General features: G+C 30.1%; 20 protein-coding genes, 1 riboswitch and 1 other annotated feature. All 20 genes read right to left on the minus strand.

Going from position 1 to position 19,985, the window contains the following annotated elements; translation table 11 throughout:
* Window positions 1–3: 3 nt before the first annotated feature.
* Window positions 4–2,376, minus strand: a complete 2,373-nt coding sequence (gene pheT, locus HMPREF0391_RS08085) for a phenylalanine--tRNA ligase subunit beta (RefSeq protein ID WP_002836558.1) — start codon at window positions 2,374–2,376, stop codon at window positions 4–6.
* An 8-nt stretch (window positions 2,377–2,384) separates the two neighbouring features.
* The gene (gene pheS / locus HMPREF0391_RS08090; protein ID WP_002836559.1) at window positions 2,385–3,407 is read right to left on the minus strand and encodes a phenylalanine--tRNA ligase subunit alpha; all 1,023 of its coding nucleotides are present in this window, start codon (window positions 3,405–3,407) and stop codon (window positions 2,385–2,387) included.
* 37 nt (window positions 3,408–3,444) lie between these two features.
* Window positions 3,445–3,632 (minus strand) — a binding site (T-box leader).
* A gap of 19 nt (window positions 3,633–3,651) precedes the next feature.
* Window positions 3,652–4,383 carry a TrmH family RNA methyltransferase gene (locus HMPREF0391_RS08095; protein WP_002836560.1) on the minus strand — a complete coding sequence of 244 codons (732 nt, stop codon included), beginning with the start codon at window positions 4,381–4,383 and terminating at the stop codon, window positions 3,652–3,654.
* Window positions 4,361–5,038, minus strand: coding sequence for a potassium channel family protein (locus tag HMPREF0391_RS08100; protein ID WP_002836561.1), 678 nt, complete (start codon window positions 5,036–5,038; stop codon window positions 4,361–4,363). The genes HMPREF0391_RS08095 and HMPREF0391_RS08100 overlap by 23 nt, the downstream gene beginning before the upstream one ends.
* Before the next feature lie 9 nt (window positions 5,039–5,047).
* Window positions 5,048–6,382, minus strand: a complete 1,335-nt coding sequence (locus HMPREF0391_RS08105) for a TrkH family potassium uptake protein (RefSeq protein WP_002836562.1) — start codon at window positions 6,380–6,382, stop codon at window positions 5,048–5,050.
* 108 nt (window positions 6,383–6,490) lie between these two features.
* Window positions 6,491–7,501: an aspartate--ammonia ligase gene (gene asnA, locus HMPREF0391_RS08110; protein WP_002836563.1), complete on the minus strand. Its 1,011-nt coding sequence runs from the start codon at window positions 7,499–7,501 to the stop codon at window positions 6,491–6,493.
* A 124-nt stretch (window positions 7,502–7,625) separates the two neighbouring features.
* The gene (spoVG, locus tag HMPREF0391_RS08115; RefSeq protein ID WP_035109536.1) at window positions 7,626–7,946 is read right to left on the minus strand and encodes a septation regulator SpoVG; all 321 of its coding nucleotides are present in this window, start codon (window positions 7,944–7,946) and stop codon (window positions 7,626–7,628) included.
* A 127-nt stretch (window positions 7,947–8,073) separates the two neighbouring features.
* Window positions 8,074–9,072 (minus strand): glycosyltransferase, encoded by a 999-nt coding sequence (locus HMPREF0391_RS08120; protein ID WP_002836566.1) that lies wholly within the window; start codon window positions 9,070–9,072, stop codon window positions 8,074–8,076.
* Between the two features lie 6 nt (window positions 9,073–9,078).
* On the minus strand, window positions 9,079–9,702 hold the full coding sequence (locus tag HMPREF0391_RS08125) for a TVP38/TMEM64 family protein (RefSeq protein ID WP_002836568.1): 624 nt from the start codon (window positions 9,700–9,702) through the stop codon (window positions 9,079–9,081).
* Window positions 9,683–10,837: a glycosyltransferase family 4 protein gene (locus tag HMPREF0391_RS08130; RefSeq protein WP_002836569.1), complete on the minus strand. Its 1,155-nt coding sequence runs from the start codon at window positions 10,835–10,837 to the stop codon at window positions 9,683–9,685. Before HMPREF0391_RS08130 ends, HMPREF0391_RS08125 begins: the two co-directional genes overlap by 20 nt.
* A gap of 112 nt (window positions 10,838–10,949) precedes the next feature.
* Window positions 10,950–11,495: a hemerythrin domain-containing protein gene (locus HMPREF0391_RS08135; protein ID WP_002836570.1), complete on the minus strand. Its 546-nt coding sequence runs from the start codon at window positions 11,493–11,495 to the stop codon at window positions 10,950–10,952.
* Window positions 11,496–11,594: 99 nt separating this feature from the next.
* On the minus strand, window positions 11,595–12,242 hold the full coding sequence (locus tag HMPREF0391_RS08140; protein WP_002836571.1) for a redox-sensing transcriptional repressor Rex: 648 nt from the start codon (window positions 12,240–12,242) through the stop codon (window positions 11,595–11,597).
* Between the two features lie 121 nt (window positions 12,243–12,363).
* Window positions 12,364–13,830, minus strand: coding sequence for a carbon starvation protein A (locus HMPREF0391_RS08145; protein WP_002836572.1), 1,467 nt, complete (start codon window positions 13,828–13,830; stop codon window positions 12,364–12,366).
* A gap of 192 nt (window positions 13,831–14,022) precedes the next feature.
* Window positions 14,023–14,841, minus strand: a complete 819-nt coding sequence (gene folK, locus HMPREF0391_RS08150) for a 2-amino-4-hydroxy-6-hydroxymethyldihydropteridine diphosphokinase (RefSeq protein ID WP_002836573.1) — start codon at window positions 14,839–14,841, stop codon at window positions 14,023–14,025.
* Entirely contained in the window at window positions 14,841–15,656 is an 816-nt protein-coding gene (folP, locus tag HMPREF0391_RS08155; protein ID WP_035109543.1) for a dihydropteroate synthase, read from the minus strand. Before folP ends, folK begins: the two co-directional genes overlap by 1 nt.
* Window positions 15,657–15,667: 11 nt before the next feature.
* Window positions 15,668–16,147, minus strand: coding sequence for an HD domain-containing protein (locus HMPREF0391_RS08160; protein ID WP_002836575.1), 480 nt, complete (start codon window positions 16,145–16,147; stop codon window positions 15,668–15,670).
* Window positions 16,147–16,701 (minus strand): GTP cyclohydrolase I FolE, encoded by a 555-nt coding sequence (gene folE / locus HMPREF0391_RS08165; RefSeq protein ID WP_035109546.1) that lies wholly within the window; start codon window positions 16,699–16,701, stop codon window positions 16,147–16,149. The genes HMPREF0391_RS08160 and folE overlap by 1 nt, the downstream gene beginning before the upstream one ends.
* Window positions 16,702–16,804: 103 nt before the next feature.
* A riboswitch (THF riboswitch) is annotated at window positions 16,805–16,893 on the minus strand.
* Between the two features lie 29 nt (window positions 16,894–16,922).
* Window positions 16,923–17,138, minus strand: a complete 216-nt coding sequence (locus HMPREF0391_RS08170; RefSeq protein WP_002836577.1) for a hypothetical protein — start codon at window positions 17,136–17,138, stop codon at window positions 16,923–16,925.
* Window positions 17,131–18,249, minus strand: a complete 1,119-nt coding sequence (locus HMPREF0391_RS08175) for a YcjF family protein (protein WP_002836578.1) — start codon at window positions 18,247–18,249, stop codon at window positions 17,131–17,133. Before HMPREF0391_RS08175 ends, HMPREF0391_RS08170 begins: the two co-directional genes overlap by 8 nt.
* Window positions 18,250–18,354: 105 nt before the next feature.
* A complete protein-coding gene (groL, locus tag HMPREF0391_RS08180) occupies window positions 18,355–19,974 on the minus strand; it encodes a chaperonin GroEL (RefSeq protein ID WP_002836579.1) in 1,620 nt (539 codons plus the stop codon).
* Window positions 19,975–19,985 lie beyond the last annotated feature (11 nt).

Consider the following 19,985-nt stretch of genomic DNA (forward strand, 5'->3'; position numbering starts at 1 on the left):
TTCCTACTTTCTCAATGTTGCGTTGAATTTTTGTTCTAATGAATTTAATATTTCTTCTTGTATTTTTTCAATAGTTTTGTCTTTTAATGTTTCATCTTTTGATTGATATATAATTCTGTAAGCTAAGCTCTTCTTATCATTATCAACATGTTCACCTTTATATTCATCGAACAAGTAAACATCTTTAATGATACCATTAGAATGGTTTAGAATTTCTTTTTCAATTTCAATACTTTCTAATTCTCTATCTACAACAAGAGCTATATCTCTTTCAATTGAAGGGTATTTGCTAATTGGTGAGTAAATCTTTTTGAAATCCATGTGTTTAATTAATTCTGTAAAATGAATTTCTCCAACATAAACTCTATTATCAAAGTCATAGTTGTCTCTTACTTCATAACTGATTTCACCAAATGTTGCAATCAATTCACCATGTACCAATATATCAGCACATCTACCGCTGTGGTAAGTTTTATTATCTTTGTTTTTTATGATTTCATAATTTTCAATTCCCAATTCGTTAAATAATGCCAAAATCATAGATCTAACATCGTAGAAATCATAATCTCCATACATTCCCAAAGCTAATTTTTTAGTTTCTATTCTTTCGTTTCCGACCAAGTGGAAAGTATTGCCCAATTCATATACGCAAATATCTTTGATTTTATTTTTATAATTCTTAGATAGTATATCCAAAATATTTGGTATAATTGTGGATCTCATCACAGAGAAATCTTCTCCTAGTGGATTGATTAGTTTAATCAATTTATCATCATCCATTTCAACCATCGCTTTAGAATAAGATTTTGGGCTTATGAACGAATAAGACAACACTTCAAAAGTATTCATAGAATACAAAGCTTTTTTAGTATTATCTATAGCAATTCTTTCTTCACTCTTAACCCCTCTCTTTAGTTTTCCGATAAGAGGTTTCGCGCCAATTTTCTCAAATGTGTAAATTCTTCCAACTTCTTCAATTAAATCTTGATAAATCGAAACGTCTTGTCTGTGGAATGGAACTTTAACTTTGATTTTTTCATCGTCTTCTGACACAATTTTAAATTCCAATAATTGTAATATATTTTTAATTTCATCGTTCGAAATATCAGATCCTAATAAATCATTGCATTTTTTGAATGATAGTTCTACATCTTCTAATTTTTCTTCACATGTAATCACATCTATAGAGTTGTTAATCACAGTGGCATTTGTAATATCTTCAATTAATTTACAAACTCTCAATGATGCTAAATCACATAATTGTTGGCTTACACCCTTTTCAAATCTTGTAGAAGCATCAGTTCTTAATGCTAATCTTCGTGATGAAAGTCTAATTGTATCGCTATCAAAACTTGCAGCTTCAATAAGCACATTAGTAGTATTTGATGTTATTTCCGAATCAAAACCACCCATAATTCCAGCAATACCTAATGTGTTTTCACCGTCACAAATTATTATATCATCTGATAATTCACGTTCAACATCGTCTAATGTTGTGAATTTTTGTGAACCAGATTCTTTTACGATAATTTTCTTATCTGCGATTTTATCCAAATCATAGGCGTGAATTGGTTGACCAGTTTCCAACATTACAAAATTTGTAATATCAACTATATTGTTAATAGGTCTAATTCCAGATTGAATAAGTCTATTTTTTAACCATTGTGGACTATCTGCTATTTTTACATTTTTTACAACTCTAGCCACATAACGAGTACACTTGTCAGTTTGAATATCAACAGAATTTACATAATCATTGATATCTTCTTCAAATTTTTTGATTTCTATAGAAGGATATTTGATTTTCTTTCCGAAAGAGGCAGCATATTCTCTTGCCATTCCTAATACGGACAAACAATCTGGTCTGTTCGGAGTGATTTCAAACTCAATTATAGGCTCATTGATTTCAAGTGCATTAGTAACAGTTTCACCCATTTTGTTTTCAGATAAAACAGCAATTCCATCTTTTGAATTTTTGTCTACAACTGAAGTTTCAAATCCCATTTCTTCAAAACTTGTTAACATTCCAGGGCTCATGATTCCTTTAAGATCAGCTTTTTTTAAAACAATGTCTCCAGGAAGAGTTGCCCCTACTTGTGCATAACAAACAAACATATCCTCTTTGATATTTTTTGCACCTGTAACTACTTCGATATCTGAATTTCCAGTATCTAACGTAACTATAGATAATCTATCGGCATTTGGATGCTTATCAATTTTTTTTATTTTAGCTACAATTAATTTGTCGTTTAAATATTTACTTTTATCTATAAGCGATTCAACGTGACTTCCTGTTTCAGAAAGTCTGTCTGTAATAGTTTTTATTGATTCGTCTACATCGACGTAATCTTTTAGCCAATTAATAGGTAATAACATATTTCCTCCTAGAATTGTTCCAAAAATCTCTTATCGTTATCGTACAACAATCTTATATTGTCGATTTTGTGTTTTACCATTGTAATCCTGTCAACTCCCATACCAAATGCAAATCCAGTATAAACTTCAGGATCTATTCCACAATTTCTTAAAACATTTGGATGAACCATTCCACATCCTAAAAGCTCCATGCTCCAACCTGTATCATTGCAACTTGGGCATCCTTCGCCTTTACAATCGAAGCAAGTAACATCTACTTCCATTGAAGGTTCTGTAAATGGAAAATAATGTGGTCTGAATCTAGTTTCTATTTCTTCACCAAATAAGTTTTTGATGAAAATATTGATTGTATCCATTAAGTTAGCCATAGTAACGCCTTTATCTACAACCAATCCTTCAATTTGATGGAACATTGGTGAATGTGTATCATCTACATCATCAAATCTAAAAGTTCTTCCCGCTGAAACCATTCTAATAGGTGGCTTTTGAGCCTTCATAGTTCTGATTTGTACGCTTGATGTGTGTGGTCTAAGTACAGTTTTATCATCCAAATAAAAAGTATCAGATAAAGATCTTGAAGGGTGATATTTTGGTGAATTCAATAAATCGAATGTATTTTCAACTGTATCAATCTCAGGACCATCCACAATATCAAATCCCATTGTTTGGAATAAATTTTCCAATTGGATTATAGTTTCATTAAGTGGATGTCTGTGAGAAATTTCTCTGACACCTCTATTTGCAGTTACATCTATTTCTTCTTCTTTTAATTTTATCTTTTTTTGCTCTTGTTTTAATTGTTCAAATTTATTGGACAACAATTCTTCTATTTCAGATCTAACTTCATTTGCTAATTGTCCCATAATCGGTCTTTCTTCTTTAGAAAGTTTACCCATATTTCTTAGAACAAGTGTCAAATCACCTTTTTTGCCAAGAACTTTTACTCTAATATCTTCTAAAGATTTTAAATCACTGGCATTGTCGATTAAACCGACAGTTTCTTCTTTAATTTTTAAAATTTCTTCTTTCATTATTTTCTCCTTAAACAATAAAAAAATCCCTCATCCCGTATGGGACGAAAGATTGTATTTCCGCGGTACCACCCAATTTATGATAACATCACTCGTAAGTTTAACGCACTCTATACGGCTATATCAGCAACTTCAAAGCGAACCAACAAAATTCGATAAATATGTCACACCAACCCATATCTCTCTGTGTATCTAGTTTTGTATTTTCTTCTTCAACATTTTTAATTATTGTATAATATAACTACTAATTTGTCAATTTTGATAGGTAAAACATACTCAAACTTGCAGCTATTGAAGCATTTAATGATTCTGTAACATTATCCATAGGAATTATCAAAAATTCATCAGCGTATTTTTTAATTTCATCACTAATTCCATTTGCTTCATTTCCAATTATTAGAACATGTTTTTCTTTGTCTTTAATTTCTAGAATACTTTTAGAATTCTTCTCCAATGATGTCTCGTAAATTTTAAATCCATTTGATTTATAATTTTCTAGCACATGTATGCTTTCATATGAAATATTTATTCTAAATAAGCTGCCCATAGCACTTCTAATAGTTTTCAGATTATAAATATCGCAACTATTGTCAGATAAAATAATATTATTATAACCGAACGCTTCAGCACTTCTGATTATTGTTCCCAAATTTCCTGGATCGTTAATGCATTCCAAAAAAAGTATTTTATCTGTATAATTATCTTTTTTTTCAATAAAATCTACTACACAAATTATACCTTCAGGATTATTCATTTCGCTGAGACTGTTGAAAGTTTTTGAATCAAAACAAACACAACCATCAATCAAATCTTCCCCTTCTCTGAGTATGATTTGCTTGATATTTAAATTTGATTTAATCGCTTCTTCATAAAGTTTATAGCCTTCTATTACAAACTCGTTATACTTGTATCTATATTTCTTCTTATAAAGTGATTTTACGTGCTTGTATATTTTATTTGAAGTAGAGGTTATCATCTTTATCACCTGTTTCAGTAATTTTCTCCAAATCTTTATTTGATCCAATTACTATCAAGTAATCTTCAAACTTTACTGTATATTCCGGTGAAGGGTTAATATTCATTTCTCCATTATTCTTAACAGCAACAACATTAATACCGTATTTACTTCTAATTCCGATATCTATGAAGTTCTTTCCTATCCATTCTTTTTTTGGAGTAATCTCTGCAATTGAATAATCATCTGTAAATTCAATATAATCGAAAATTTGATCACTTATCAAACTCTTAGCAAGTCTTACTGCTGAATCATTTTCTGGAATGATTGCCCTATCTGCCCCTACTTTGAGCAAAATATTGCCGTGAAGAGTATCCTTAGCCTTTGTGATTACCTTCTTAACACCTAATTTTTTACAAACTACAGTAGATAGAATCGATGCTTCAAAATTCGAAGATATTGCAACTATTGCCACATCGAAATTCCCAACACCAACTGAACTCAATGAATTTTCTGTCAAATGTTCAATATACACTGCGTGAGTAACAATACGACTCATTTCATCTACAGTATCTTCATTATTATCTATTAATAATACTTCGTGGCCTGTATTGGATAATTCAATAGCACATGCTCTACCAAATCTACCACAGCCAACTACTACAAATTGTTTCATAATTAAAACCTAACCTATTATAATATTTTCATGAGCTTCTTTGTAAGCTTTCTTGTTCTTTGTATTAGACAACGCAAATAGAATAGTTAATGATCCCACTCTACCTATATACATCGTGGAAATTATCAAAATCTTAGAGATAATATTTAAAGTTGGTGTTAAACTTCTTGTTAAACCAACTGTACCAAATGCGCTTACTACTTCGTAAACTACATCTAAATATTTTGCTTTATCTATAACTAAAATTGCAAATGTAACAAAAATTACCCAAACCATAGATAAAGTAATTATAGCTAAAGCTTTTTTTACTTGTGAGAATCTAATTCTACGGTTGAATACTTCTACATCTTCTTGACCTTTAATTTCGCTCAATGCAACAATAATTAACAGTGCAAATGTTGTCGTTTTAATACCTCCTGCAGTTCCTGCTGGAGATCCACCAATAAACATATTCAATATAGACAACACACTTGAACTGTCCAATAATTTTGATTGATCAATTGATGCAAAACCAGCTGTCCTTAAAGTCACAGCTTGAAAAACCGAATTAGATATCTTGTCTGCCAAGCTTAAATTGCCAATTGTTTCTGGATTCAAAAATTCCATTGCTAAAATTAAAACTGATGTTATAGATAACATCAACACAGTTGTTGTAAGTACAATTTTTGAATGTAATGAATATTTCTTAAAATCAAAACCATTGTGCAACACATCAAGTATTACATTAAAACCAATACCACCTATTACTATTAAAAGTCCAATTACTAACAAAATAAAAAAGTTAGTATTTATATCAATTAAAGAATTTGGTCCCAGAATATCAAATCCTGCATTACAAAAAGCTGAAATTGAATGGAAGAAACTATAAAAAATTCCTTTGAAACCATACATTGGTATAAATTTCGTCATCAGTAAAAAAGCACCAATTGTTTCGATAGAAAAAGTAGATATCAGTATATATCTAATTAGTTTTACCATTCCTTGCATATCAATACTATTTGTTTGTTCTTTAATAATTAATCTATCTTTTAAAGTAATTCTTCTTCCCATGACAAGTGCAATTAAAGTTGCAAATGTCATAAAACCTAGTCCGCCCATTTGGATTAAAATGATAATAATTAATTTCCCCAAAACGCTCCAAGCGCTATATGTTGCAACTGTAACAAGACCTGTTACACATACGGCAGATGTTGCTGTAAACAAACAATCAATGTATGGAACCTTTGTTGCATTTTGACTTATAGGTAATGACAATAATAATGATCCTACTATAATCAAAAAAAGGAAACTTAGAATCAACACCAATGGCGGATTGTCTTCTAAATATTTTTTTAAATGTTTCATAAACAAATCATACTACAAAAGAATTTAAAAGTAAAACAAATTATTGAACATTTTACAAAAAAAGAGTTACTTATTTATTCAAATAAATAACTCTTTTGTAAAATACGATTATAATAATTTAATTCCCAATTTATCACATTCTTCTAACATATTTTTAGGCCAAATTGATGATTGAACTTCTCCGATATGAGCTTTTTGTAAGAAGAACATACAAATTCTAGATTGACCAATACCTCCACCTATAGATTGAGGAAGTAAATCATTAAGTAGCATTTGATGATATTCCAAGTTTTTTCTATCATTATTTTGTTTTTTGTCTAATTGATATATCAATCTATCTTTATCTACTCTAATTCCCATAGAGCTTAATTCAAGGCAATTGTCTAAAACAGGATTATAAACTAAAATATCTCCATTTAAACTCCAGTCATCATAATCTGGAGATCTGTCGGAATGAGATTTTCCAGATTTTAATGCATCACCAATTCCAATCAAAAACACTGATCCATATTTTTTTGTAATCAAATTTTCTCTTTCATCTGGAGTATTATTTGGATACATCTCTTCTAATTCTTCAGTAGTTACAAAAGTAATCTCATCTCTAAGTATTTTTTCATAGTCGTCATAAGAATTAACCAACATTGTTTGAGTGTCCAAGAAACATTGATAGATGTTTCTTACCGTATCCTTTAAAAATTCAACATTTCTGTCTTCTTTTGAAATTACTTTTTCCCAATCCCATTGATCTACATATAATGAATGCGTGTTGTCGCAAATTTCTGATGGTCTGATGGCATTCATATCTGTATAAATTCCTTCACCAACTGGAATCTCATAATTTTTCAATGCAATTCTCTTCCATTTTGCAAGTGATTGGACGATTTCCAACCTACTCATCGAACCATCTTCCAAGAATTCAAAACCTACAGGTTTTTCGATACCATTTAAGTTATCGTTAATTCCAGTATTAGCTCTAACAAATAATGGTGCCGAAACTCTAGTCAAATTTAAAGTTTCTGACAACCTATATTGAAAAAAATCTTTGATAATTTTAATTGCTTTTTGTGTTTCTAATAAATCCAAAGAGGACTTGTATCCTTTCGGTACTTGTAATTCCATAAAATTCTCCTTTATTCAAAATTAACCATATTCTATTATTATATCAAACATACGAAATATGTAAAATATTTTTTAATCTGCTTTTACCGCACTAAAAAAAGCACCTTGATAGATGCTTTTTGTACTATTCATTTTCTGCAGTTTCTATATTTTCTTCAGTCACTGGCTCAGTTTCATCAGAAGATTGCTTTTCAAATTCTTCGTTGTATTTATTGATAACTGCTACTTCAATTTTTTCTCTGGCTGGAGAACTAATTGGATGAGCTATGTCACGATATTTATCATTACCGATTTTTCTACTAGGCATAGCCAAGAATAAACCATCTTCACCTTCAATAACTTTGATGTCATGAATTACTATTTCATCATCAAAAGTAACAGAAGCGATAGCTTTTAATCTGTTATCAATATTTAATATTTTAACTCTAACATCTGTAATTTGCATAACCTCACCACCTTGTGTTTTATATATATAATTATACATCTAAAAAAGTCTTTTGTAAATAAATGTAAATATTAAACAAAACATTTATTAATAATATATTTTTGTGAGATTAAGGTATCATTAAACATTAAGCATTATCTAGTTTTAAATATATATTTTTCAGTTTTTCTCCAATTCTCTGAACACTTCGTTCTTTAACATATCTATACGCTTCTTCAACAGTAGAATTTTTGCCATTTATTATATTAACAATTTTATTTTTAAACTCATCATTGGTTTTCGCTTTGATAACTTCTTTACCATCAGTAAACATATCTTCGTAAATTTTAATGTCTCTTACCAAAACTTTTATTTTAGATGCAAAAGCCTCTAATAGTACAATTCCTTCTGTTTCTTCTCTGGTCATAAATAGAAACAAATCACTTCCATGATAACAATCTACCAGTTCCTTTTGATCAACATATCCTGCCATAATTACATTATCTGGTTTGTTTTTTATAGCTTTTTTAATATGAGAAGTCAATAGTTTTGGATTAGTGTGTCCAAACCAGATAAATTTGTATTGAGGGAGCTTTGTAGCAACTTCTATAAAATCATCTAGTCCTTTTCTCTTCATCAAATGTCCAACAGAAATTATAACTTTATCATCATCTTTCAAATTATATTTTTCTCTGAATCTTTTTCTGCTATTTTCATCGCCTTTAAATTTGTCAAGATCTATTCCATTTGATAAGCTGTATATTTTCTTATTAATCCCATATCCTTCGAGTATGTTTTTCGAATATTGTGACGGAGTTATAATAATATCTCCAATGTTGTAGCAACTAATAATCCATTTTTTAAAAAGTCCGCTCAATAAATTTGCTCCACGAAAAGAATTTCTAAAATCTTCCATAGTAGAATGTCCATAATAAATAACTTTCTTCCCTTGCTTCTTTGCTTTTCGACCGAAACTTTTTGATTTTGGCATTATTGTGTTTATATGAACAATATCATAATCGTCATTTTCGTCTGTTGTGTAGTCAATATTATTTAGTTTCAAAGCTTTTTCTTGGTGTTCAATTGCTTGACCAACACCGCTTTGCTTTACTAAATCATAATCACCTTTGTATATCAAAATTTTCATCTATTATTAAATCCTTAATATCAGTTTCTTAAATAATACTTCTAGTCCCAATGAATAAAGCGCTATGGACATAGGCTTTCCTAATATAATTATCCAGAAATACTTTTTGAATTTCATTTTTGTTGTTCCCGCAATGTAGCATAACATATCATCTGGCGCAATCGGAAAAAATATCAAAGCCGCAAATACATTGTCAAACCTATTCTTTTTGGTAAGAATTTTGATGTATTTGTTATATGCTTTTTCTCCAAAAATCGCAACTATCAACGGAGTACCGTATTTTCTGCCAATAAAAAACACAATTATTGAACCTATACAAATACTTACATAGTTGTAGACAAATCCCATCCAAGATCCAAATAAAATTACTCCACCCAGGCAAGTAATTCCACCGGGGATTATCGGGATAATTACTTGCATTATCTGAAATAAAATGAATATCAGAGCAGCTGATTTGCCAAACTGATTCATGAAATCTTGAAACTTATCGATATCTTTAAGTATTCCAGTTTTCCATGCATAAATCATAACGCAAATACTTACTAATATTCCAATTGCATTTAGCACATGGATAATAATTTGAAATTTTCTGTTGTCAGCTTCAAGTATTTTATTTAACAGATTTTGCATGATCTTCAATTACCTTTTTATATATCTGTTCAATTTTATTTGCAAATGAATCTTCTGTATAGTTTGCATCTACTAATTGTTTGCAATTTTTACCCATTTCATCTCTAAGTTTTTCATTGTCCAAAATTTGATTTATATATTCGATAAATTCTTCTTCAGTATCGTAACCATAACCTGTTTTACCATCAATCAAAACACCATCTAAGCAGTCATCATGTCGGCAAATAATTGGTGTTGAACATGCCATTGATTCAATAAATGTCAGTCCTTGAGTTTCAGATGTCGAAGCTGATACGAATACATCTGATTGTGAGTAGAAGTTTCCTACTTTTGAAGAATCAATCATTCCTGTAAATATCAATCTATCTCTTATTTTTGAATTTGAGCAAATGTCTTTTAATTCTGAAAGAAATGGTCCTGCACCTGCAATAATAAACACAATATCATCTCTATCAATGTTTTCAAGATACTGAAGAATTTCGGTGATATTTTTTTCTTTACCAATTCTTCCAAGAAATAATACTATATGCTTATCTTCAGGAATTTTATAGCCACTTCGTATATCAAAATCGTCACATTCAGATAACTTTTTAACATTAATTCCAGTTGGTGCTACATATATATCTTCATGTATATTGTATTCTGTTAGCAAATTATATATTTTATTAGTTGGAACTACTACACCGTCAGTCATTTTTATAATTTGTTTCGTAAATTGTTTTGCAAGTTCCTTGCCAATTTTTTTATTTAAAGAAAAATAATGCGTGTAATCTTCATAAACAGTGTGGTACGTATGCAACAGAGGAATATCCAGATCCTTCGCAATTTTTTTTGCTTGGATAAACATAGTGAATTCTGTTTGTGAATGAACTATATCTGGATTCCAATCCATTATATCTTCGTAAAATCTATTATAAAATAACTTATTCATTCTGGCGTCCGGATAGAATTTTCCAGCTCCTAAAGAACCCATATAATAAATGTCGTCTTCTTGTTTTGAATTAAAACTATCTGAAAAAGTTAAAATCCTAACATCGTGTCCCAATCTATCTAAAGCTTTTTTTAAAGATTCAATAGATGTTACAACTCCATTTATTGTCGGTCTGTATGTATCTGTAGTTATTAATATTTTCATAAAACACCTTCCACCTAAAATTATAACATAAATGAAAGGTGTGTATTTGTTACAATATTATTACATTATATGCAAATAAAAAAAGGAATTAATTACTAATTCCTCTCTTACATTACATATTAAATAATTTTTCAATTTTCTCCATCAAAATATTGTGAACTTCTTTATTTTCTTCTAAAAATTTTATAGTTTCATCTTCAACTTCTTTTAATCTCTCATCCGATAAATTTTTTTTTCCATATGGATACACCACTGTATTTTCTTTTTCAATGTGTTTCTGTAAATGTCTTCTGTATCCCATTAGATTTCCGATTACTTCAACAAAATTTTCATCTGATCTGTCTTTTTCATATTCTTTTATACTTTGACCCAAATCAAAAATAATTCCTCTTGCTATTTCGTGTTCAACTAACATACCATTTAAAACCATAACTTCACCAATTCTACCCAAATCTTCTTGCATCTTCTTAAACAAAATCTCTTCTTCTTTTCTGTGGTGAAATTTATCTGCGTATTCTTTCAAAATATAGATCAATAATTCTACAAATTCAACATTTATATTTTTGTTATTGATAAATTCAATGGACTTTTCTTTCATTAAATCTATTATTTTACTTATATTTTCGTGTTCTTTTTCTAAAACTAAGATACTATCCATATTATCACTCCTTTTATACAACAATTATAATATAAAAACGCAAAAAAAATTGTAACATTCGTTACAATAAAAAACGGCGTTATAAAACGCCGAATATAATTAATTTTTAGTTCCTGGATAATCTGCCAAATTATTCATGTAATATGTTAATGTGTACAAACTTTCATCAAGATGTACATTTTCTAATACAACATTCTTTGGTAATTTCAGATCCAATGAAGCAAAATTCCAAATACCTTTTATGCCACCATCAACTAGCTTATCACAAACATCTTGAGCTACATCTGTAGGTAGGGCAATAACAGCTATTTCTGGTTTCTTTTCTTTTAGATACTCTTCAATTTTATCGATATCTTTGATTTCATAATCTGAAATTTTGGTACCTACTTTTTTACCATGGTCAAATACATCAACAATATTAAAACCTGAAGATTTAAATCCTTTATAATTCATTATGGCTTTTCCAATATTTCCACAACCTAAAATGATTGCCTTATAAGATTTGTTTATTCCCATAATTTTTTCAATTTCTGATTTCAATTCTTCGACATTGTATCCGTATCCTTGTTGACCAAAACCACCGAAATGATTTAAATCTTGTCTAATTTGAGAAGCAGTTAAACCTGTAATGCTGCTCAATTCTTGACTTGATACTCTTATTATTCCCTTTTGCTCGATCATTCCTAAATATCTGTAGTATTTTGGAAGTCTCTTAACAACAGCTAATGATACTCTTGCCCTTGCCATATTATCACTCCATTCATTGTTATTAATATAATTATATCAAAAAAATATTTTAATTTCAATAATTCTGCAATTAATTTGAATAGCAAAAAATCAAGCAGACTTAGCTGCTTGATTTTTTTAATTATCCTATTAATTCAGATTTAGTTTGCCCAATTTTACCTTTTTTAATAACAAATACTGTAAATAAAACTACGAATATGAAACCTACAATATAACTTGCTAGGTATCCATCCATTCCTAATCTTTTGTCAAGTGAAAATCCCAAATCAGCATGTGCAATATAGCTTGAAACTATAAATGCATAAAACATCCCTGGTATCATTGTTATAAAGTAATTTTTCTTATTGATATATAAATATACTGTAATCAACATTAAAGCAAATACAGCAACCAATTGATTAGTAAAACCGAAGTATCTCCATAATAAGTTAAATCCATTTCCATTTGTCTTGGCAAAATAAAGAATCGCGATAGCAAAAACATAAATTAGTAAGCTTAACAAAATTCTATTTTTAACAGATTTTTGACTTATATTGAATTGTTCACCTATCATTAAACGAAGCGATCTAAATGCAGTATCTCCACTTGTAATTGGTAATACAATTACTCCAATAATAGCGAACAAGCCACCAATTTTGCCCATAAAAGTTTTAGAAATTATACCAACCATCAAAGTAGCATTAGTATCCAATGCTGTACCTCTATTGAAAAGTACCATAGCACCAGATGCCCAACACATAGCAATAAGTCCTTCTGCAATCATCATATTGTAGAATGTTGATCTTCCTTCATGCTCATTTTTTACAGTTCTAGAAATAAGTGTAATTTGTGATCCATGAAATCCTGAAAGAATTCCACAAGCAACCGTGATGAAAAATACAGGAATAAAGCTTTGGCCCAAAGGATGCTTACTTAATAAAACTCCTTCAGTAATATTGTGTAAATTAGCTCCACCATCTAAGAAAACTCCACCTAATACACCAATAGCACTGACTATTAAAATAGCACCGAAAATAGGATAAACTCTTCCTATTATCTTATCAATCGGAAAAAGTGTAGCTAATAGATAATAAATCAAAATAATTCCATATACAATCCAAATTATTCCGCCGTTGACATCCATATGCAAAATGTCATTAACAATTAAATCTCCCGGCGTATAAATAAATACTACACCAACTAAAAGCATTAATATCCAAATAATAATATTATAAACTTTATTAGTAGTTTTTCCCATATACTTTCTTATCATTTTTGGAACTTGAGCCCCTTCATTTCTCATAGACATCATTCCTATGAAATAATCATGAGTTGCCCCAGCTAAAACACATCCAATTGGAATAGTTAGAAATGCTATAGGTCCAAATAAAATACCTTGAATAGGTCCTAAAATTGGGCCAGTTCCTGCGATATTTAGAAGTTCAATGAGTTGATTCTTCCATTTTTTCATTTCGACAAAGTCTACACCATCAGCCAGTGATGTTGCAGGTGTTATTCTATCGTCTGGTTGGAATACTTTTTCGCAGTATTTTCCGTAAAAATATCCACCTACGAATAAAATTAATATACCGATTATAAATAAAATCATATTTCCCCCTAATTAAAAATTTACTATGATATTATAATAATATAAAGTCTATTAAATTTCAAAGAAAAATTTTAATTGAAACTTACTCATCACATTTTTATCTTATTTTTTAAGTGATAATTTCAAGTTTTCATTTATTGTATTTTTAAATAAAAAACAACGACTTAAAAATCGTTGTTTTTAAAAAATTTTCTATTTGTTTTCTAATTCATTTAGCAATTGTTCGAGTGTTTTATTTAAGACAGGATGCACAAAAAATTGTGCAAAATCATTTAATGGTTGCAATACGAACTTTCTATCTTGAACATAAGGATGAGGAACTTTCAAATCATCAGTATATATTATTTCGTTATCACAAAATAAGATGTCAATATCTATAGTTCTAGGTCCCCATTTTTCGTGTCTTTCTCTACCAAGATCTAACTCAATTTGTTGAGTTATTTTCAGCAAATCTTCAGGCTCTTCGTATGATTCTATTTCAACGGCACAATTGAGAAAATCTTCCTGATCAGTTTTCCCCCAAGCTTTTGTAGTGTACATTTCAGACACGTTTTTTAATTCAATACTATTTGTGTTTTTCAATCTATCAATAGCAGAATTAACATATTCTTGTTTATCTCCAATGTTGGATCCTATTCCCAAAAAATATCTTCTTTTTTTTCTGTTAATTGTTACTTTAACGGTATCAAGTGGCAGATTAATTGGAGCCCATGGTTTTTTAATTTCTACAGTAAGCTCTTGTACAATTTTGTATTTTTTTAATATGAACTCAACTAATTTATAAGCTACTGTTTCTATTAAATCTATTGATTCTGAACGAAAATAATCGTAAATTTCTTTACTTAAAACTCCATAGTGAATTGAATCTTCCAAATTATTGGAGGTTGCGCCTTTTTTCATATTGTATCCCATCTTCAAAGTAACCAAAAATTTTTGTCCCAATTCTTTTTCAGATTGAAATACTCCATGGTTAGCGTATATTTCTAAATCTTTTACTAAAAGGTAGTCCATTATTTTCCTTCTCTTTTTATAGCCAAAGCCATTCTCATAGCGTCATAACTTTCTTTTACATTGTGAACTCTGAAAATTGAACATCCATTCATTACACCAATAGCAGTTGTTATTGCTGTTCCAAAGTCTCTTTCAGTAGCTACATCTATTCCCATAGCTTTTCCGATAAATCTCTTTCTACTTGTTCCCAATAATACAGGATATCCCAAATCGACAAATTCTTTTATTCTGTTTACTACAGTTAAATCTTTTTCGTAATCTAGCGCAAATCCAACTCCCGGATCCAAAATAATTAATTCTTCTTTTATTCCAGCTTTTTTTGCTAATTCAACTGATTCTAATGTTTCTCTGTTTAAATCCTTCATTAAGTCATTATAATGATTGTTGTCTTTATTATGCATTAATATTACTGGTATATCTAATTTCTTAGCAGTTTGTGCCATCTCTGGATCTGATTTTAATCCCCAAACATCGTTTAAAATATCTGCTCCTTCTTTAACAACTTCTCTCAAAGTATTAGCTTTGTATGTGTCTAAAGAAATTGGAATATCAAAGTTTTCTCTTATTTTTCTAATAATTGGAATAACTCTTTCAAGTTCTTGCTCAGATGACAAAGGAGTAAAGCCTGGTCTTGTGGATTCAGCCCCAATATCAATGATACTAGCTCCTTCGTTTATCATATCTTCAACGTGTTTAACTGCTCTGTCAACATCATTCCATTTCCCACCATCTGAAAAAGAATCTGGTGTGACATTCAAAATTCCCATTATATATGCATCGTTTTTAAAATCAAATTCTTTGTTTCTAATTAACATTTTGTATCCTTTCAATAAATAATTGTTTTATTTTTCTTTTCTTCTGGCCAATTACAAATACTTCTAGCGGGACATCTAAAGCACATCCTCGACAGCTTATCTGCTTTGTAAAAAATCTCTATAAATCTATCGTCATTTTCTTCATTAGTTCTATGATATTTAATAGCACTAATTATTCGTTGCTTGGACTCATCATCAAAATCCAAATCCTTCAAAATTTCTTGAGCAATTTCTTGTGATAATATACTGTGATTAATCCCAGTATCCACTTCGTCAGCTCTTCCCAAATCATGTAAAAGCGCTGTAACATATATTAAATCCTTATCAATATTCAGATTCTCTTCTAAATTAATAATATAGCAAATTCTAGCTACATCCATTAGATGAGAGAAATCGTGTTTACAAAAAACACGAGTTTTCTCATCATCTTCAATTTTATTTATTTTTTCATTAAATAAATTGTGATTAAGGACAATGTCAGTATTTTTCATTATAATCCCATTAATCTGTAAGCTTCGTTTTTCAAATCCAAATCTTCTTCAAAAGCTCCTCTTGCTACAGAAGTCATTGTTGAAGTACCTGGTTTTTTAACGCCTCTCATATTCATACACATGTGTTCAGCTTCAATAGTTACTAAACATCCTTTGCAATTTAAATATTCCATTAATGCATCAGCTATTTCAATGTTTAAACGTTCTTGTAATTGTGGTTTTTTTGAATACACATCAACAGTTCTAGCTAATTTTGATAAACCAGCAACTCTTTTATCAGGAATATAAGCAATATTAACCTTTCCCCAAAATGGTAGTAAGTGATGTTCGCACATTGAATAAAAAGGAATGTCCTTTTCTATTACCATATTGTCATCAACTATCTCAAAAGATTTCGACAAATGCACTTTCGCATCTTGATTTAATCCACTGAAAATTTCTTCGTACATTCTAGCTACTCTTTGAGGTGTTTCCAATAATCCTTCTCTGTTTGGATCTTCACCAATAGCTTCTATTATCATTGACACTGCTTGTTCAATTTTTTCTTTATCCATTAAAATCCCTCTCATTTATAAAAAATATAAGAGCACCCGAGAGTGCTCCACAAAAAAAGCATTATCCTCTGTTTCAAAGATAATGCTCCCACTAATTCATATTATCAGCGGAAGCGGCATTGATATCGCAATAATTTCGTTAATGGGCAACTCCCTATCCCATTACACTAAACGCATCAACCCTACTCTGTAATTATTATTATACCACACTTATGTGTTTTTTAATCTTGATATTTTAATCCATCAAAGTGAAAATAATCAATCATATCGTCATCTTCATAAATTATTATATCAGATGGCTCCCTATTTCTTTCTGCTACATTAAAACAATCTTCTAACTTTGCGTATTCTACAGCTCTACAAGTATTTTGAACTGCAAAATCAAAATTCCCATCTTTGTATTTTTCAATAAAATCTTTTTTTGTTAAATCATTCATCGTCTTTCTTCTTCCTATTCTTCAAATATTCTGTATAAGTTTTTTGCATTAATTTTTCAATTTCAGAAAAATCCATATTAATTCCCAACTTTTCTCTTTTAGCAATATAACTCAAAACTTCTATATAACTCATCGCTAACGCCGTGGTCATTATAGACGCAGTCGCTGCAGATATTAATCCACCAGCTAAGCTACCTACTCCCGGAATAAACTTCAACGCATTCGTTACTATGAATCTTCCCGCAAAAGTAGCTCCTCCAGTTCCACCTATAGCAGCTATGATTGAGGCAACTCTTTGCTTATCCATTGATATTCCAAAAATAGAATTAATGTGAGCTATCATTCCAATTTGCATAGGCACTAATAAAGACGCGTCTGAGAAAGGTATAGGAACAAATCCAATTCCAAAAGCTGTTTTTATATATCTTTTTGCCCAACGTCTTGCCGTTTTTGCTTTTAAATCAATATCGACATGTTGGGCATTAATAAAAGAATTTTTAATTTCCTCATCTAAAAGTTCAAAACTTTTAGTCATCAGTTCTTTCAATCCTTTTTCTTCAATAACCATATCGTTAATTCGGTATGGTTTTGCGAGTATTTCGATAACATCTGCCACATCCAAATTCAAATTCTGAATATAGTCTTTTAATTGTTCAGAATTTTCTCCTAGTGATTGCGTTAATACTATGATTACTGGTGCATATTGTTTTAAAGAATTAATAAGAGCTATTTCAGAATCTTCTATCCTAGATCCATTTGAATTAATACAATAATATATCAAATGAATTTTATCTTTTTCCCCTTGATGTTTTAAATCCTTTAATAAAGTTGTTATTTCTGTTAGGACTTCTCTTTGATTTTGTGAGTTTAGTTCGAGTCCTTGAGTATCGTATAAATTAATAGGAATATTTTCCTTAGTAATTTTTTGCAAATATTTAGTGACAGGCTTTCCTACACCTGTCTCTACCAAATTATCTCTAAACATTCCATTAATTAAAGTCGATTTGCCAACTCCAGTTTTTCCAACCAATAAAATATTGATTGGACTCATTTTTTGTATTTCTTCACTTGTTTTGCCAAGCACTTCATTTATTAAATCGTAATTATTCATTATCTCACCAACTTAATGTATATATACCCGATATTCATTTTCAACTAACATTTTTACTTCATTGCATAAAAAAAGATGAGGAATATATCCTCACCTTTAATTTGTCTACATATATGCGCCAGGACCTGGTTGAGGCATAGCTGGTTCGTCTTCTTTTATAGAAACTACTGCTGCTTCTGTTGTCAATAATAAACTTGCAACAGACGCTGCATTTTGTAATGCAGATAATGTTACTTTTGTTGGATCTACAATACCAGCTTTTAACATATCTACATATTCACCTTTGTATGCATCAAATCCAATTCCTTTGTCTTTGTTTTTAACATTTTCAACTATAACTGATCCGTCGATTCCAGCATTAATTGCGATTTGTTTTACAGGTTCTTCTAAAGCTTTTAGAATTATCTTAACTCCTGTTTTTTCATCGCCTTCAACTTCATCGACAAGTTTTTCAACTTCTTCAAGAACATCCAATAGAACTGTTCCACCACCAGCTACAATTCCTTCTTCAACTGCTGCTCTTGTTGCTGCAAGCGCATCTTCTATTCTCAATTTTCTTTCTTTTAATTCTGTTTCTGTAGCTGCTCCAACTTCAATTACAGCAACTCCACCAGATAATTTTGCTAATCTTTCTTGAAGTTTTTCTCTATCATATTCAGAATCAGTTTCAGGAATCCTGTTTTGGATTTGGTTAATTCTTTCTTCAATCTTAGATTGTTCACCATTTCCATCAACAATAGTTGTCTTGTCTTTTGATACATTAACTTTTCTTGCTCGTCCTAGCATATCAAAAGATGCATCTTTCAATTCGATTCCCAAATCTTCTGTGATTAATTGAGCTCCAGTTAAAATACATATATCTTCAAGCATTTCTTTTCTTCTGTCCCCAAATCCTGGTGCCTTTACAGCTACACAGTTGAATGTTCCTCTGATTTTATTTAAAACTAAAGTTGCTAATGCTTCACCTTCAACATCTTCTGCAATTATAAATAATGGCTTACCTTGTTGAACAACTTGTTCTAATAATGGCAATATATCTTGAATATTTGTAATTTTTCTGTCAGTAACTAAAATGAATGGATCTTCCATTGCTGCTACCATTTTGTCTGAATCAGAAACCATATAAGGAGATACATATCCTCTGTCGAATTCCATACCTTCTACTACATTTAAAGTAGTTCCCATAGATTTTGATTCTTCAACAGTAATTACACCATTATTTCCAACTTTTTCCATTGCTTCTGCAATTAGTTTACCAATAGTTTCATCAGCTGCTGATACGCTACCAACATTTGCTATTTCTTCTTTTGTTGTAACACTGTGACTTCTAGATTTAATAGCTTCCACAGATTTTTCAACAGCTTTTCTGATACCCTTTTGTAAAACAATTGGATTAGCACCAGCTGCTAAGTTTTTCAAACCTTCTCTAATAATCGCTTGTGCTAAAAGTGTTGCAGTAGTTGTACCATCACCTGCTACATCATTTGTTTTAGTAGCAACTTCTTTTACTAATTGTGCACCCATGTTTTCGTATTCATCTTCAAGTTCAATTTCTCTTGCAATTGAAACACCGTCATTTGTAATCAATGGTGCACCATATTCTTTATCCAAAACTACATTACGACCTTTTGGTCCCAATGTAACTTTAACTGTATCTGATAATTTATTAATACCTTCTACCATGCTTTTACGAGCATCATCTGAAAATTTGATTTGTTTTGCCATAAAATTTATCC

It is taken from the genome of Finegoldia magna ATCC 53516 (genome assembly GCF_000159695.1).
In the GTDB taxonomy this organism is placed as follows: domain Bacteria; phylum Bacillota; class Clostridia; order Tissierellales; family Peptoniphilaceae; genus Finegoldia; species Finegoldia magna_F.

Excerpts from the sequence above, each read along its gene's own strand:
- HMPREF0391_RS08135 (WP_002836570.1), bottom strand. The coding sequence starts at position 11,495 with ATGGATAGTATCTTAGTTTTAGAAAAAGAACACGAAAATATAAGTAAA.
- HMPREF0391_RS08100 (WP_002836561.1), bottom strand. The coding sequence starts at position 5,038 with ATGAAACAATTTGTAGTAGTTGGCTGTGGTAGATTTGGTAGAGCATGT.
- HMPREF0391_RS08120 (WP_002836566.1), bottom strand. The coding sequence starts at position 9,072 with ATGAAAATTTTGATATACAAAGGTGATTATGATTTAGTAAAGCAAAGC.
- pheT (WP_002836558.1), bottom strand. The coding sequence starts at position 2,376 with ATGTTATTACCTATTAATTGGCTAAAAGATTACGTCGATGTAGACGAA.
- HMPREF0391_RS08170 (WP_002836577.1), bottom strand. The coding sequence starts at position 17,138 with ATGAATGATTTAACAAAAAAAGATTTTATTGAAAAATACAAAGATGGG.
- HMPREF0391_RS08175 (WP_002836578.1), bottom strand. The coding sequence starts at position 18,249 with ATGAATAATTACGATTTAATAAATGAAGTGCTTGGCAAAACAAGTGAA.
- HMPREF0391_RS08125 (WP_002836568.1), bottom strand. The coding sequence starts at position 9,702 with ATGCAAAATCTGTTAAATAAAATACTTGAAGCTGACAACAGAAAATTT.
- folP (WP_035109543.1), bottom strand. The coding sequence starts at position 15,656 with ATGTTAATTAGAAACAAAGAATTTGATTTTAAAAACGATGCATATATA.
- HMPREF0391_RS08130 (WP_002836569.1), bottom strand. The coding sequence starts at position 10,837 with ATGAAAATATTAATAACTACAGATACATACAGACCGACAATAAATGGA.
- HMPREF0391_RS08095 (WP_002836560.1), bottom strand. The coding sequence starts at position 4,383 with ATGATAACCTCTACTTCAAATAAAATATACAAGCACGTAAAATCACTT.
- HMPREF0391_RS08140 (WP_002836571.1), bottom strand. The coding sequence starts at position 12,242 with ATGGCAAGGGCAAGAGTATCATTAGCTGTTGTTAAGAGACTTCCAAAA.
- folE (WP_035109546.1), bottom strand. The coding sequence starts at position 16,701 with ATGGATAAAGAAAAAATTGAACAAGCAGTGTCAATGATAATAGAAGCT.
- HMPREF0391_RS08145 (WP_002836572.1), bottom strand. The coding sequence starts at position 13,830 with ATGATTTTATTTATAATCGGTATATTAATTTTATTCGTAGGTGGATAT.
- folK (WP_002836573.1), bottom strand. The coding sequence starts at position 14,841 with ATGGACTACCTTTTAGTAAAAGATTTAGAAATATACGCTAACCATGGA.
- HMPREF0391_RS08160 (WP_002836575.1), bottom strand. The coding sequence starts at position 16,147 with ATGAAAAATACTGACATTGTCCTTAATCACAATTTATTTAATGAAAAA.
- HMPREF0391_RS08105 (WP_002836562.1), bottom strand. The coding sequence starts at position 6,382 with ATGAAACATTTAAAAAAATATTTAGAAGACAATCCGCCATTGGTGTTG.
- asnA (WP_002836563.1), bottom strand. The coding sequence starts at position 7,501 with ATGGAATTACAAGTACCGAAAGGATACAAGTCCTCTTTGGATTTATTA.
- groL (WP_002836579.1), bottom strand. The coding sequence starts at position 19,974 with ATGGCAAAACAAATCAAATTTTCAGATGATGCTCGTAAAAGCATGGTA.
- spoVG (WP_035109536.1), bottom strand. The coding sequence starts at position 7,946 with ATGCAAATTACAGATGTTAGAGTTAAAATATTAAATATTGATAACAGA.
- pheS (WP_002836559.1), bottom strand. The coding sequence starts at position 3,407 with ATGAAAGAAGAAATTTTAAAAATTAAAGAAGAAACTGTCGGTTTAATC.